Consider the following 15,307-nt stretch of genomic DNA (forward strand, 5'->3'; position numbering starts at 1 on the left):
GTATATCTACTTAAGATAATAATTTTTATTATACAATTTTCAGCTAAGTCCCAACAAAAAAGCAGGGCTTTTTTTGCACCTGCTTTTTTTAATTTACCTGTTGTACAAACCTAGAGCTTTTTCATAATCTCATCAAAGGCCAGATGTTCGGTAAAGGTTTCCTTGTTGCCGCTTCTTCTGTCCTTGTACTCGACAAGACCCTTTTCAAGAGACTTCTCGCCAATAGTTACTATATGAGGAATACCTATAAGCTCCATATCGGCAAACATGACACCTGCTCTTTCATCTCTGTCATCAAAGAGCACTTCAATGCCGCTGTTTTGCATCTTGGCATATAAGGTCTCGGCAGCCTCACGCACACGCTCGGACTTGTTAAGACCAATGGCCACAATAGCCACAGAGAAAGGAGCCATGGAATTGGTCCATAAAATGCCCTTGTCATCATGGTGCTGCTCAATAGCTGCAGCAATAACACGGGTTACACCAATACCGTAACAGCCCATCTCCATCTCAATAGGCTTGCCATCCTCACCTGTTACTGTAGCACCCATGGCCTGTGAGTACTTGGTGCCAAGCATAAAGACCTGACCTACCTCAATACCCTTGCGCAGATGCAATGTGCCCTGACCATCAGGACTCTTGTCGCCCTCAACCACGTTGCGCAAATCGGCCACCTCATAACCTGTAACATCTCTGTCTAGGTTGACATTGACAAGGTGGTAGCCATCTTCATTGGCACCGCAGGCAAAGTTTGACATACAGTTTACATATCTGTCGATAATGACACGACCCTTAAAGCCCACAGGACCTAAGGAGCCGCAACCTGCACCTACAAACTCTCTTATCTCCTCGTCAGTTGCAAACTCAAGAGGATTTGACACGCCTGCAATCTTGCCGGCCTTAATCTCATTGAGCTCATAATTGCCGCAAAGACAGAGCATAATAAGATCATAGCTGCCATCTTCTTTTTTCTCAGAGCGCACAATAAGGCTCTTTACAATCTTGCTTTGATCAATATTAAGGCACTGGGCTGCCTCATCTACGCTGTGGCAGCCTGGAGTTGCCACCTTGGCGTAAGCCTCACCTGGAGCCTCACGCTCAAAATCAGGAGCAAGAGCCTCTGCCATTTCAATATTGGCAGCGTAGTTTGACTTGTCTGAAAAGACAATGGTGTCCTCGCCTGCCTCGGCTAAAACCTGAAACTCGTGGGAGTGATTGCCGCCAATTGAGCCTGTGTCAGCCTCAACCGGTCTAAAATCAAGACCTAAACGGGTAAAGATGCGGGTATAAGCATCATACATATCATCATAGGTCTGCTTTAATGACTCTTTGTCCACGTGGAAGGAATAGGCATCCTTCATTAAAAACTCACGGCCACGCATTACGCCAAAACGCGGTCTTATCTCGTCACGGAACTTGGTCTGAATCTGATACAGATTCATAGGCAGCTGACGGGCTGACTTGATCTCCTTGCGGGCAAGTGCAGTTATAACCTCTTCATGTGTCGGGCCTAATACAAATTCATTTTTCTTTCTGTCATTAAGACGGCACAGCTCAGGGCCGTATTTTTCATAGCGGCCTGACTCACGCCACAGCTCTGATGGCTGCACGACAGGCATGGATACCTCGATGGCACCCTTTTTATTCATCTCCTCACGGATAATCTGCTCTACCTTGTGCAACACTCTAAGGCCAGTTGGCAGCCAGGTGTAGATTCCAGATGCCACCTGACGGATAAGACCGGCTCTTAGCATCAGACGATGACTGTCAACTGCTGCCTCTGCAGGGTTTTCCTTGAGAGTTGATAAAAGATATTTAGTAGTACGCATTGTTAAATCCAGGCAAATTAATTTTAATAATCAAATTATGAAAATAAAGATGCGACATTATACCAACAAAGCGCTTAAATTATGAATGTTTTTATTATATCCCGCACTTTTTATGTAAATACCATATATAATTAGCCAAAACACGGAGGGAGCTATGATTTATCTTGCCGCTTTTATAATTTTTATAATCTTTTTCTTCTTTATGGCCCTAGGCTACATCCTTCAGAAAAAAGGTCTTAAGAGTGAAACCGAGGCCAATGAGATTCTAGAAGGCCTGACCTGTGCCAGCTGTACTACCTCATGCTCATTTGCAGGACAGAAAAGAACTCCTACTAAAAAATGTCAGGCCGATCTTAAAATTCCTTCAAAAACAGTCTAAAAATCTATGTCTAATTTTACATTTACCACCAAGGCTGCAGCTGTGGCTGCAGTATCTGTGATAGCCTTTGCCGGATGCAAAGATGATAACGATGTACATGCAGCACAGATGGCAGTAAGTCAGGTCAAAGGTCAGACCATGGGCACCTTTTACTCTGTACAGGTACCAAAGGGCTATACAGGCGGCAATGAGGCTTTAGATAAAAGAGCCAACAGCGCCTTTAATGTGGTTATTGATGCCATATCAACCTTTGATAACAGTGCAGAGCTTGCCCGCTTTAATGCCTATAAAGGCACTGATAAATTTGAAATTTCACCCTATCTTGCTGACAGTATTGAAAATGCCATCTTTGAGGCTCACCGTATTGAAGATGCCATGGACATTACTGTAGGACCGCTGGTCAATCTGTGGGGCTTTGGCCCTGACGGCAGACTTGAAAAGCAGCCTCAGCCTGATGATATTGCCAAAGCCAAGGCACTTACAGGCTATGATAAATTTGCCCTGTATCGCGATGCACAGACAAATAAAGCCTATCTGCAGAAAGTCGACGGCGCGGTCAAGCTTGATATGTCAACCCTAGGTGAGGGTCTTGGTGCTGATCTTCTTGCCACCTATTTAGATGAGGACAAGGTTGAAAACTACATGATAGCTGTGGCCGGCGCCATACGCACCAAGGGCAAAAACAGCAAGGGTGCCGACTGGACTGTAGGAATTGAAGATCCATTTGGCAAAGGTGTCTTTGAGGTGGCATGTCCTAAAGGCATGGCTATGTCAACTGCAGGCTCATATCGCAATTTCTTTATAGATGAGAACACCAAAGAGGTCTTCTCACACATTATTGACACCAAGACTGGCTATCCTGTAGCGCATAAAACTGTATCAGTTACAGTAATTGCCCCTACTGCAGCCACCACCGATGCGCTTGATACAGGACTTTTGGTGCTTGGCGCACAAAAGGCTTTGGATTTTGGCAATAAACACAATGTTGCTGTCTACACCATTGAGATAGATGACAAAGGTCAGGCTGTGGGACGTTACTCCAAGGCCTTTGAGCCATATCTTAAGTGTAATGTAAGGTAGTTTTATGCATATTCATATTCTTGGTATCTGCGGCACCTTTATGGGTGGCGTGGCCATTCTGGCCAAAAGTGCAGGCTATACAGTCACAGGATCAGATCTTAATGTCTATCCACCAATGAGCACACAGCTTGAAAATGCAGGTATCAAACTCTACAAAGGCTATGATGCCTCACTTTTTGATGAGATTAATCCTGATCTTATAGTCGTTGGCAACGTCATGAAGCGAGGCATGGGTGTAATTGAGCGTATGCTCAATGAAAAACGCGCCTATGTCTCAGGCCCGCAGTATCTTTATGAGCATTATCTGCGCCATAAAACCACACTGGCAGTGGCCGGCACGCATGGCAAGACCTCAACATCAGCCATGCTCGCCTGGATTTTAGAGAAAAACGGTAAAAATCCTGGTTTTTTAATTGGCGGCATTCCACGCAATTTTGGTCTTAGCGCCCGTGATACCGACAGTGACTACTTTGTCATTGAAGCTGATGAGTATGACTGTGCCTTTTTTGACAAAAGATCAAAATTTGTCCACTACCATCCTGATGTGGCCATTTTAAACAATCTTGAATTTGATCATGCCGATATCTTCAATTCAATTGATGATATCAAGCGTCAGTTCCATCATTTAGTAAGAACAGTGCCTGGCAACGGTCTTGTAGTCTATCCTCATGATGAACAGGGCATTATTGATGTCATCAACATGGGTCTTTGGTCAAATAAGGCCATAGCAGGCGACAAGGAGCATCTGCATGTCAAAGTGCTAAAGGAAGACTGCTCGGCCTTTAGTCTGTATCATGGCGAGGATTATATCTGTGATGTAAATTATGCCTGCACAGGACTTTACAATATTAAAAATGCCCTGTGTGCCATTGAGGCTGCCGCCTTTATCGGTATTGACTACAAGGATGCGGCTCTGTCCCTTGAGAGCTTTATGCTGCCAAAGAGACGTATGGAGCTTGTAGGCTCTGTAGGCTCAATCAATATCTATGATGACTTTGCCCATCACCCTAGTGCGATCTTGTGTACCTCCAAGGGCTTAAGAGATAAAATAGGCACCAGTAAACGTCTTATTGCCGTATTTGAGCCACGCTCCAATTCCATGAAGTTAGGTGCCAACAAAGATGAGCTTGCTGACTCATTTGCCTATGCCGATCACTCTTTTATCTATGCTCCCGATTCTGTCAGCTGGGATATAGATAAAATCAAGGCAGGCCATGAAAACCTTGAGATTATTCATGATTTTGATACTCTTTTAGACGCTGTCTGTGCCTTTGTTCACGATGGTGATGAGATTTTAATTATGAGTAACGGCAACTTTAATGGCATACATCAAAAACTCTATACCAGGCTTAAAGAAAAATATGCATAAAGGAGTTTAGTTAATAATCCTGTCAAAGCCCAATCTGACAGGATTTTTTAACCTCGATGCATATACAGCCAAGATTGTGTCATAGCCATATGCATCTGTAAGAAATTCTAAAGCCCCTCTATACTGCAATACCAAGGTCAAGGCAAAGATCCTCATCAATCAAAAAAAAACTGAGCTGGTCGTATCTGTAGCTGAGCTGACAAAAGCTTATCTTGCTACCCTAAAAGACATAACTGTGCAAAAAAAGATCAAATGAAAAATCTGTGTAATTTTTCATATGCACAGTATTTTTCCTTAATGCGTCAATGATCTTTTTAAAAACTGCAAAGGCAAAAATCTGATAGTCAATGATTGGCATAGTCAACCTGTAAAGGCTTATATTTGACGGACATTTTTTACATTGATGTCTATGACATATGAGCATGACCAAATTTATTTTGTAGGTTATAGGCTCAATGATCCGGCTTTTAAAGCATAGAGGGGATAGACAGTATTCTAATTTATAAATAATGCTAGTATTATAAGGTTAAAGTGCTCACATGGATGCACTAAAGTAATGAAGTTGCATACAAAGGTATTACATATAAATCTTGGAACAAATGGGATTTTATTATGAACACACACGCAAAGCCAAAAGTATTACCAGGATGTGAGATCTTTGAAAAGCTGATTGAATCTAATGCCTATTATGTAGATAAAACCTCATACTTAAAAAATCTCCTTGAAAGCTCTGATGAGGTTGAAAATGCCTTATTCACAAGACCCCGTCGCTTTGGCAAAACTTTAAATATGTCCATGATTAAGGCCTTTTGTGAGCTTGACTATAAAAATCCAGGCGATACCACCTATCAGCAAAAGCTCTTTATAGACAATGGCCGTAATCTTGCTGTAGCTCAGGATGAGTACAAAGAGCTGCGAGATAAGGTCATGGGACAGCTGCCTGTTATCTATGTCTCCTTTAGAGGTGTTGAGGGCTCCTGCTTTTATGAGGCTGTTGAAAAATTAGTAATTAAGATTTTCAACTTATATGAAGCATTTGCCTTTTTGCTAGATAATCCCAAAATATCAGATAACAGAAAAATTATTTTTTCCACTATATTCGATTTTTGCGCAAATAACCTTAATCTGTCAGCAGATTTAACAAAACTCAATGATGCTGTAACTTATTGTGGTCTTTTTATACCCAATCTTGCAAAAATGTTATACCTTGCATATGGCACAAAGGTTTTAATCCTTATAGATGAGTATGATGTCCCATTACAAAAGGCAGTTGTAGCAAAAGAGCCGTATTATGATGAAATGCTTGCCATTATCCGTGATATAAGTGTTAATACCTTTAAACAAGATCCAGATGCCTGGCTGTATAAGGGCATTATTACAGGCTGCTTAAAAATTGCCCATCAAAGTGTCTTTACTGATGCTAATAACTTTACCACCTTTAATGTTAACGATGAGCTTTACTCATCCTTCTTTGGCTTTACACAGGAGCAGACTGATAAAATCATCAGTGACTTTGGTGTAGAGTCTAAAAAAGATGAGATTAAAAAGTGGTATAACGGTTATAGATTTGGCAATGATTATGTCTACTGCCCATGGTCTTTAATGGAGTACTGCGCCGCATCAAAACGTAACGGAAGCAATGAGCCAAAGCCTTTTTGGGTTAACACCTCAGGCAATGACATTATTACTCTGTATACTAAAAACTCAATTGAGGCTAAAAAGCAAGGTAATATTGATAAATTACAGGACTTAATGGATGGCAAATCAATAGACATTGAGCTATCTGAATTTACAGTTTATCCTGATATTAAAAGTGGTCTGAAATTTAACGCCTTTAGCACTATGCTGTTACAGACAGGCTATGTCACTCTATCTGATGACTCACCATTGACAGATAATGTCAGAATAAAAATACCAAATTATGAGGTAAGAATGGCCTTTGAAAGCAGGCTTGGTGTTTTATATTCAGAGGACGATGCAACCTGGAGTGCACAGGGTTATAACCTTTTAGATGCATTACTGTGTAATGATATTGCCAAGGCTCAGGATATTATCAATACAGTATTAAAAACCTATATAAGCATTAGACACTCAGGTCATGAGCAATACTTTCATGGTTTTATGCAGGGTCTTTTGATAGAGGCTGTAACCGATTGTGGTATTACTATGTTAGATGAGAGTGAAAGTGGTCTTGGCTATAGTGACATCATTCTTAAAGACTCATCTAATGATAGAGCAGTTATTTTAGAGTTTAAAAGAGCTACAACAGATGACTGTCTAGAGGTCGCTAATGAGGCTACAGATCAAATCATAGAAAAGAAATATGCAGATCTGTTTAGTGCACAATATAAACATGTCTATGGCATTGGCATAGGCTTTTTCAAGAAAAAATGTAAGATTGCATCTTTGGGCAATATTGCAAAGAAGAGAGGATCTGAATAAAAGTATTGGATGGACGATAGGTATTATGTGGCACCATACAATAACTTAAGATCAGGAGATTTTAATTTAACCTTATAGCGCAACTGCTTAGCCCACAATACACAGCATATAGATGCTCTTATAGGTGCCACACTCAAGAGAGGGCTGAACCAATCACTGTTGATAGGCATAATACTAAGTGCATCTGCCTGATACCAACCATCCCAAGTACATACACATCATGACTTTGTTTTTATAAATTATAGGATCTTGGGTATCTTAATACACAGCTTTATTTATAATTTTAAATGCATTTGCCAACTGTCTGCAGGTTTTATCAGATGTAAACCCTGACAGCTTTATTGAAGTTAAGAACACAAAACTCCGCTTTGCAGGTAAAAATTAAGGTCCATTAATTAAAATATTTTGTTGATATTGTATTTACTCTTCATGAAAAGAGCATTAAAACAAGATCTTACATGTAAGCTTAGAGTTTTATTTCAGATTTGAACTTCAAATTTTAAAATTTTTTGTTAAGCATATCACATATTTGAAATGTAAACGTTCCCACATTTTTTGTACTCAAAAAATTAAATGGTATTTTAATGCCTATTACAGAGACTATATAAATAGTTTTTATACTTATAATTAATTTATAACATATAATAACTATAGTCATAAAATTTGCTTTTTATCTCATTTTATTTGGCCATTTATTAATATTATGTATCTGAAATAAATCTTCGACAATTAAGTATCTTTGGAGGATGCTATATATGTTTAATAAGGCTAAATTCACTGCTATTGCAGCTGGCGTTATGTTTGCCGCCACCATGGGTGCAGCACAGGCTGCCGATGACGTATTAATCGGCTCATGTATCTACAAGTTTGACGATACATTCATGACCGGTGTACGTAACAACATGGAAAAGGCAGCAGCCGATCTTAAAGCTGACATCGAGCTTGTAGACTCACAGAACCGTCAGCCAATGCAGAACGATCAGGTTGATACCTTCATCACCAAGGGTGTTACCGCTCTTGTAATCAACCCAGTAGATCGCAGTGCTGCAGGTCCGCTTGTAGACAAGGCCAAAGGCGAGAATCTTCCAATCGTATTCATCAACCGTGAGCCAGACAAGAGCATCCTCGACGGCTTTGACAAGGCCTGGTACGTAGGCGCCAAGGCTGAAGAGTCAGGCACCATCGGCGGCCAGCTGATCGTTGACTACTTCAAAGCCCATCCAGAGGCAGACAAGAACGGTGACGGTGTTATCCAGTACATCCTGATTAAGGGTGAGCAGGGCCACCAGGACGCCACCTTACGTTCAGAGTACTGCGTAAAGGCTATGAAAGATGCTGGCATGAAGATCGAAGAGATCGGTGCTGACAACGCCAACTGGGATAAGGTTCAGGGTCACGACAAGATGAAGAACTTCATCACAGCTAAGGGCATCGACGCAATCGAGGCTGTACTGTGCAACAACGACGACATGGCTTTAGGTGCTATCGAGGCTCTCAAGTCAGAAGGCTACAACACTGGCAAGGATCCTAAGAAGTACATCCCTGTAACCGGTGTAGACGCTACAGCTCCAGCTCTGCAGGCTATTGCCGCAGGTCAGATGTTAGGTACATCACTCAACGACGCCTACAACCAGGGTACTGCCGCAGTTCGCATTGCCAACCAGGCTTCAAAGGGTGAGGCTGTAACTGACGAGTCAATCGGCTACAAGATCACCGATGGTAAGTATGTATGGATTCCATACGTAAAAGTTACCCAGGAGAACTACAAAGATTTCATGAAGTAATCTTCAGGTAATCTTTTAAAATAAAAGCCCCCTGTATCTTTGGAGAACTTATCTGTGACAGGGGGCTTTACAATCAGACCTTACAAATTTTCTTTTTTCGATAATTAAACACAAATTTACAAAATAAAATAGAGATTGAAATTTATTGTACACGCTGTATGTAAGCGTTCTCTTTTTATTTTAAGAGGTCTGAGCGTGATATCACGCCGGTCTTGCTAGGATCTGACGCCGCATGGCGTATAGCACACAGAACTTATTGCAATTATTGTAAAGCGAGGCATGTCTCATGACAGACAAGAAATACGTCCTTGAGATGAATGACATCGTTAAGCGTTTCCCAGGTGTACTGGCTTTAGACCATGCCAACCTGAGAGTAAGACCTGGTACCGTGCATGCCCTTATGGGTGAGAACGGCGCAGGTAAATCAACGCTGATGAAATGTCTATTTGGTCTATATCACCCAGATGAGGGTGAGATCATTATTGATGGTCAAAAAATCACAGATATTCCATCCACCAAGGCAGCCCTTGGTCTTGGCGTATCCATGATCCATCAGGAACTCCATCCTATACGTTTCCGTCCTATTATGGAAAACGTATGGATTGGCCGTTTCCCTACCAAGTTTGGTTTTGTTGATCATGCCAAAATGCAAAAAGATACTGAGGAGCTTTTTGCAAAAATCGGCCTTGATGTTGACCCGCTGGCCACAGCAAGAACTGTAGGTGCATCTAAACTGCAGCTGGTTGAAATTGCGCGCGCCATTTCCTATGATGCTAAAATCATCATCATGGACGAGCCTACTTCATCACTTACTGAAAATGAGGTTGAATACCTGTTCAAGATCATTGATCAGTTACGCTCTGAAGGCCGCTCTATTATTTATATTTCCCACAAGATGGAAGAGATTCTGCGTATTTCAGATGACGTTACCATCATGCGTGACGGCAAGTACGTTGGTACATGGGAAGCTAAAGACATTGATCAGGACTTTATCATCAAGAACATGGTAGGTCGTGATCTGTCCAACCGTTTCCCTGTCAAAGAGCAAAAACCATCAGATGAGGTTGTTTTAAAAGTTGAAAACTTCACCTCAGCTGCCAAGCGCTCCTTTGTGGATGTCAACTTCGAGCTGCACCGCGGTGAAATCCTCGGTATCGGCGGCCTTGTTGGCGCACAGAGAACAGAACTTGTTGAATCAATCTTTGGTCTGCGCCCTATTGCCTCAGGCACACTGTATAAAGACGGCTCTGCCATCAATATCAAATCTGTACGTGACGCCAAGCGTAACGGTATCGCCCTTTTAACCGAGGAGCGTCGTCAGAACGGTATTTTCGGCATTCTCTCTATTCTTGATAATACAGTTATTGCTGCGCAAAAGAGCTTTGCCAACATGGGTATTCTTGACAATTCAAGGCGTGAGCCATCAGCTCTTGAGGCCTGCCGCGATCTCAATGTTAAGATGCCAGGCCTTGGCGCCCCTATCAAGAACCTCTCAGGCGGTAACCAGCAGAAGGTACTTATTGCCCGCTGGCTTTTAACCAACTCTGATATTCTGATTTTCGACGAGCCTACCCGTGGTATTGACGTTGGAGCTAAATACGAGATCTATACTCTCATGCTCGATCAGATTGCCCAGGGCAAGTCAATTATCATGATTTCATCAGAAATGCCTGAACTTATGGGTATGTCAGACAGAATCATGGTTATGTGCGAAGGTCACGTAACCGGATTTGTTGATAAAGAAAACTTCGACCAGGTAGAAATCATGCGCCTGGCCTCATCCTTTAACAAGTAAGGAGCTTATATGTCTACTGTAATTACACAAAGCTCATACCGTAAAAGTTTAACAGGCCTTGGCCTTGGTATTTTACTTTTAGGTGTAGCCCTGTTCTTTGCCAAGATCAAAGTTATTTATGATCTTCCTGTTTTAATGATGATTATCGGTGCCTGGGTGGCCATACAGAACGGTATGCGCCTGTACAAGCCTGGTCATAATATTCAGGACATTGAAATCAACGCCAAGACTTTAAATAATGTGCTGACCAATTACGCCATTATTATCGCCATGGTGGTGCTGGTACTTATCATCTGTATTCTGCAGCCTCGATTCATGCAGATCCGTGTGGTACTGGATATTATGACTCAGTCATCAACCAAGCTCATTATTGCTCTTGGTATCTGCTTCACTCTGATCATTGCAGGATGTGACCTGTCAGCCGGTCGTATCGTAGGTCTTGCCGCTGTTATCTCAACCTCAATGCTGCAGACTGAAGATTATGCCAACAGATTCTTCCCTGAGCTTGCTCAGTTGCCTCTGTTCGTGCCTATCATCACTGCTGTGGTTGTATGTATGATCTTCGGTGCCCTCAACGGCTTCTTGGTGGCACAGTATGAAATGCATCCTTTCATTGCAACACTGGCAACCTCAGTTATTGTATACGGTACCTGCTCACTGTACTTTGACCTTCCACCTAACAACTCACAGCCAATTGGCGGTGTAAGACCAGACTTTGCAGCCTTAGGTCAGACCAAGCTCTTCCAGTTTGGCAGATTCCCAGGCGTGTCTGTACTTATCCCAATTGCAGCTGTTATCACTGTAATTATCTGGTTCGTACTTAACAAGACCATCTTCGGTAAGAACGTATACGCCTTAGGCGGCAACCGCGAAGCTGCTGTTGTAGCCGGTGTTAACGTATATGCCACCAACCTATTCATCTTCATCCTGGCAGCCGGTCTGTACGGTATTGCAGGTGTGTTAGAGGCCGCAAGAACCGCAGGTGCTACCAACCAGTACGGTATGGGTTATGAGCTTGATGCCATCGCAGCCTGTGTGGTAGGTGGTGTATCTCTTATGGGTGGTATTGCAACAGTATCAGGCATCATCGCCGGTGTGTTCGTATTCACCATTATTCAGTACGGTCTGCAGTTTATCTCTGTATCCCCAATGTGGCAGCAGGTTATCAAGGGCATCATTATTGCCACCGCTGTAGCTATCGATATGGGTAAGTATCGTAAGAAAGTTTAGTTCTCCAAGGAACTTACTACCAAACCCAAGCCTCCTCAGCTTGGGTTTTTATTTTAATATAAAAGTCTTTTACTCCCCTTTTATGCCCTTTTATATCCTTTAATCGCAAGAAATGCCCTATACTTACAATTCTTTATTAAAAGCATGTTAAAGGATTGATAATTTTAAAAGATCACATATACTTAGCAAACAGTTTTACTTTATATTTGATTATTTTAATAATATTGACAAACGGATTTAAAAACATGACTAAGATTATTTTTTCATCTCTTGCTGCCATGATTTTTACTGTTTCATCAGTCAGTGCAGCCCCACAAGGTTTTGACAATGCCAGTGCCACAGCCCCTCAGGGCTTTAGTGCAGCTGCCGCCACCAATATGACAGTTGCCAATGTTATTGCCAATGGTACCGATGAGATGGATGTGACCATGCGTGGCCGTATTACCAAGATGCTCGGTCAGGATAAATTCATATTTGAAGATGAGACCGGCACCATTGTAGTTGAGCTTGACGATGACAAGGACTGGTCACACATTCAAAAAGATCAGCTAATTGATATTCATGGTGAAATTGACCGTGATGCAAACAGCATCAAAGTTGATGTCAAAGACGCCACTGCACTTGAAAGATAAGTAAGATTTATGAAGTACAAACATGCAGCTTTAATTCTCTTTTGTGCAGCCCTGCCTATACTTGCAACAACTGCACAGGAGAGCAGAGCATCTGATAATTTAAAGCTGCAGACTTATGATATAGCCTCTTTACTAAATGAAGGCAATCACGGTCAGATGATTGTGATACAGGGGCGTCTTACCAATTTTTTAGGCGATGACCTGTATGAATTTACTGACACTAAAGGCCAATGTATAGAAGTTGATCTTGATGATGACTACAACTGGTCGTGTATCAGAAAAGATGAGCTTATTGAGCTTAAAGCCTGTATTGAAAAGATAAGCACCAAGGTGCGTCTTGATGCCAAAAGTGCCAGAGCTCTTGGCAACTAATTTTAAATTTTACAGAACATAAATAAAAAAGGAGTGGACTAACCGCCCGCTCCTTTTACATAGTATCAGGAACCTGCTAGTTTGCTGTTTCGTGCACTGCCACAGGCAGGGCCTCGTATACTTCAACTTTTATGGAAAACATGTCTCTGTCTACTGTACCGTAGATATCAATAAGTTGATCTTTACTTATATGGGACCAGGAACGGTCATCATCAAGCTCCACTTCAATAGAGCTGCCATTCTCATCGGTAAACTCGTATCTGTCCTTACCATAGTAATTGGTCAGACGGCCACGCAGCCATACATCCTGCTCATCGGCATGGCTGTTTTGTACTTCTATGATGGTGCTTTTTGGTATTTCAAAGCCACGTGGAGCATTGGCAGGAGAAATATGACCTGCAAGTGCCATACCCGAGCCAAAGATCAGTGCCAAAAATAAAGTTTTATGCCCAAAGCCCATAGTTAAATCCTATCTATCAATTGTCTTTGATTATAAATAGCAAAACTTAGATAAAACTTAGAAAGGCTATGCTTGATATTTAACCTATAAAACCGTCAACCTGACGCTCCCATAAGATCTTGTACAGACCATCTGCAGCTAAAAGCTCTTTGTGTGTGCCCTGCTGCACCACCTGACCTTTGTCTATGACAATAATTCTGTCCATAAGCATTAAAGTTGAGAGTCTGTGGGCAATGGCAATGACGGTGCGTCCTTCCATAATGGTGGACAGATTGTTTAAAATTACATGCTCACTTTCTGAATCAAGAGCAGAGGTGGCCTCATCTAGAATAAGTATAGGCGCATTTTTCATAATAACGCGCGAGAGCGCAATCTTCTGTCTCTGACCGCCTGAGAGCTTGGCGCCTCTTTCACCCACCATGGTTTCAAAGCCACTGGCCCCCCTGTAATCTGACAGTGATTTGATAAAGGACAGAGCATCAGTAAGACGTGCCGCCTCCTCAAGTCTTTTCTCATCGGCATCAGAGCCATACAGAATATTCTGTCTTATGGTGCGGTGCATCAAAGACACATCCTGCGAGACCATAGAAAAATACTCACGCAGCTCATCCTGCTTTAAATTGCGTATGTCTATGCCATCTAAGGTCACCTGACCTCTGTCTACATCATAAAAACGCAGCATGAGATTTAACAGCGTAGATTTGCCGGCGCCAGATGGGCCTACTATGCCCACCTTTTCTTTAGCCTTAATGGAGAGATTTAAATTTGAAAATATATCCTTGCTGCCCTTGTAGGCAAAAAATACATTTTTAAAGTCAATATTGCCCTGTACAGCCTGTAATTTTTCTGTGTGTTTTTTATCCTGTACTGAAATAGGTCGTGTCAGTGTACTCATGCCATCATAGACTGTGCCTATATTTTCAAAAATAGCACCCACCTCCCACATCATCCAGCGTGACATATTGATAATTCTGATAGCAATAGCCATAGCCACAGCAATGGCTCCTGATGAGACCTGATAGTCAGCCCACAGCCACAGTGAGAGCATAGTGATGGAAATTAACAGTGTATAGTTCATAAACTGTACACTAAGATCAAAGAGCGTTAAAGTGCGCAGCGCCTGTCTTTCACTTTTAATAAAGTGCTTCATACCCTCATGGGCATACTGTGACTCACGGCCCCTGCCGCCAAAGAGCTTGACCGTTGTTATATTGACATAACTGTCTACAATACGCCCCACCATATCAGAGCGTCTGTCTGCCTGCTTTTGTGACTGCATGCGCAGTCTTGGAATAAAGACCACCAGAGCACTTACGTAAAGACACAGCCAGATTAAAAGCGGCAGCGATAAGAGCAGATCAGCATCAGCCAGCATCCACAGCATGGTGGCAAGATATACAAGCATATGCATCAGCACATCTACAAGCTTTAATACCGAGGTGCGCACAGCCATAGCTGTCTGCATCAGCTTATTGGCAATACGCCCTGCAAATTCATCCTCAAAAAAATCAATGGACTGATTTAAAAGATAGTGATGCGCTCTCCAGCGTATCTGCATTGGATAGTTTGAGAACAAGGTCTGATGCAGTATAAAAGAATGAAAGGTGGTAGCAAGAGGCAGTATTACACCTGCTAAAATCAGCATAAAAATAAGATGACTGCCGTGATCTGCAATAAATGAATATGGCGAGCTTGTGGTAGTCCAGTCAACCAAAAGACCAAGGCAGATAAAAAACAAAGCCTCACCTGCAGCCATAAGAGCGGTGAGAATGCCAACTATAAGCAGAAAGCGCCACAGTCCCTGTGTATAGTACAGGATAAAATGAAATAGATTTGCAGGTGGCGTTTTGATTTCAGCCTCTGGAAATGGCGGAACTAAATGTTCAAACCATCTCCAGATACTATCCATGAATTTCATTTACAAAAAATAAGATC

Annotated in this window: 12 protein-coding genes; 9 read left to right on the top strand and 3 right to left on the bottom strand. The window is 42.1% G+C overall.

What is annotated here, in order from left to right; translation table 11 throughout:
• Nucleotides 1-110: 110 nt before the first annotated feature.
• The gene (locus DRZ93_RS03530; RefSeq protein WP_113744748.1) at nt 111-1,829 is read right to left on the bottom strand and encodes a proline--tRNA ligase; all 1,719 of its coding nucleotides are present in this window, start codon (nt 1,827-1,829) and stop codon (nt 111-113) included.
• Between the two features lie 154 nt (nt 1,830-1,983).
• On the opposite strand from DRZ93_RS03530, the gene DRZ93_RS03535 reads away from it, so the two are divergent.
• The 9 genes from DRZ93_RS03535 to DRZ93_RS03575 all read left to right on the top strand — a co-directional run bounded on the left by DRZ93_RS03535 (nt 1,984) and on the right by DRZ93_RS03575 (nt 12,912).
• On the top strand, nt 1,984-2,208 hold the full coding sequence (locus DRZ93_RS03535; RefSeq protein WP_113744749.1) for a hypothetical protein: 225 nt from the start codon (nt 1,984-1,986) through the stop codon (nt 2,206-2,208).
• A gap of 6 nt (nt 2,209-2,214) precedes the next feature.
• On the top strand, nt 2,215-3,288 hold the full coding sequence (locus DRZ93_RS03540; protein ID WP_113744750.1) for an FAD:protein FMN transferase: 1,074 nt from the start codon (nt 2,215-2,217) through the stop codon (nt 3,286-3,288).
• A gap of 4 nt (nt 3,289-3,292) precedes the next feature.
• The gene (gene mpl, locus DRZ93_RS03545; protein WP_113744751.1) at nt 3,293-4,657 is read left to right on the top strand and encodes a UDP-N-acetylmuramate:L-alanyl-gamma-D-glutamyl-meso-diaminopimelate ligase; all 1,365 of its coding nucleotides are present in this window, start codon (nt 3,293-3,295) and stop codon (nt 4,655-4,657) included.
• 612 nt (nt 4,658-5,269) lie between these two features.
• Nucleotides 5,270-7,099 carry an AAA family ATPase gene (locus DRZ93_RS03550; RefSeq protein ID WP_113745848.1) on the top strand — a complete coding sequence of 610 codons (1,830 nt, stop codon included), beginning with the start codon at nt 5,270-5,272 and terminating at the stop codon, nt 7,097-7,099.
• 755 nt (nt 7,100-7,854) lie between these two features.
• On the top strand, nt 7,855-8,883 hold the full coding sequence (locus DRZ93_RS03555; RefSeq protein WP_218564248.1) for a galactose ABC transporter substrate-binding protein: 1,029 nt from the start codon (nt 7,855-7,857) through the stop codon (nt 8,881-8,883).
• A 286-nt stretch (nt 8,884-9,169) separates the two neighbouring features.
• Complete coding sequence (locus DRZ93_RS03560) at nt 9,170-10,678, top strand: sugar ABC transporter ATP-binding protein (RefSeq protein WP_113744754.1); 1,509 nt, start codon at nt 9,170-9,172, stop codon at nt 10,676-10,678.
• Between the two features lie 9 nt (nt 10,679-10,687).
• Entirely contained in the window at nt 10,688-11,908 is a 1,221-nt protein-coding gene (locus DRZ93_RS03565; protein WP_113744755.1) for a galactose/methyl galactoside ABC transporter permease MglC, read from the top strand.
• Between the two features lie 245 nt (nt 11,909-12,153).
• Nucleotides 12,154-12,540 (top strand): YgiW/YdeI family stress tolerance OB fold protein, encoded by a 387-nt coding sequence (locus DRZ93_RS03570; RefSeq protein WP_113745849.1) that lies wholly within the window; start codon nt 12,154-12,156, stop codon nt 12,538-12,540.
• A 9-nt stretch (nt 12,541-12,549) separates the two neighbouring features.
• On the top strand, nt 12,550-12,912 hold the full coding sequence (locus tag DRZ93_RS03575) for a NirD/YgiW/YdeI family stress tolerance protein (RefSeq protein ID WP_113745850.1): 363 nt from the start codon (nt 12,550-12,552) through the stop codon (nt 12,910-12,912).
• A 76-nt stretch (nt 12,913-12,988) separates the two neighbouring features.
• On the opposite strand, the gene DRZ93_RS03580 is transcribed toward DRZ93_RS03575, so the two are convergent.
• Both DRZ93_RS03580 and DRZ93_RS03585 read right to left on the bottom strand, forming a co-directional pair.
• Nucleotides 12,989-13,372: a YgiW/YdeI family stress tolerance OB fold protein gene (locus DRZ93_RS03580; RefSeq protein WP_113744758.1), complete on the bottom strand. Its 384-nt coding sequence runs from the start codon at nt 13,370-13,372 to the stop codon at nt 12,989-12,991.
• A 79-nt stretch (nt 13,373-13,451) separates the two neighbouring features.
• Nucleotides 13,452-15,281: an ABC transporter ATP-binding protein gene (locus tag DRZ93_RS03585; RefSeq protein ID WP_113746077.1), complete on the bottom strand. Its 1,830-nt coding sequence runs from the start codon at nt 15,279-15,281 to the stop codon at nt 13,452-13,454.
• Nucleotides 15,282-15,307: the final 26 nt, after the last annotated feature.

Source organism: Anaerobiospirillum thomasii, from assembly GCF_900445255.1.
Taxonomy (GTDB): Bacteria; Pseudomonadota; Gammaproteobacteria; order Enterobacterales; family Succinivibrionaceae; genus Anaerobiospirillum_A; species Anaerobiospirillum_A thomasii.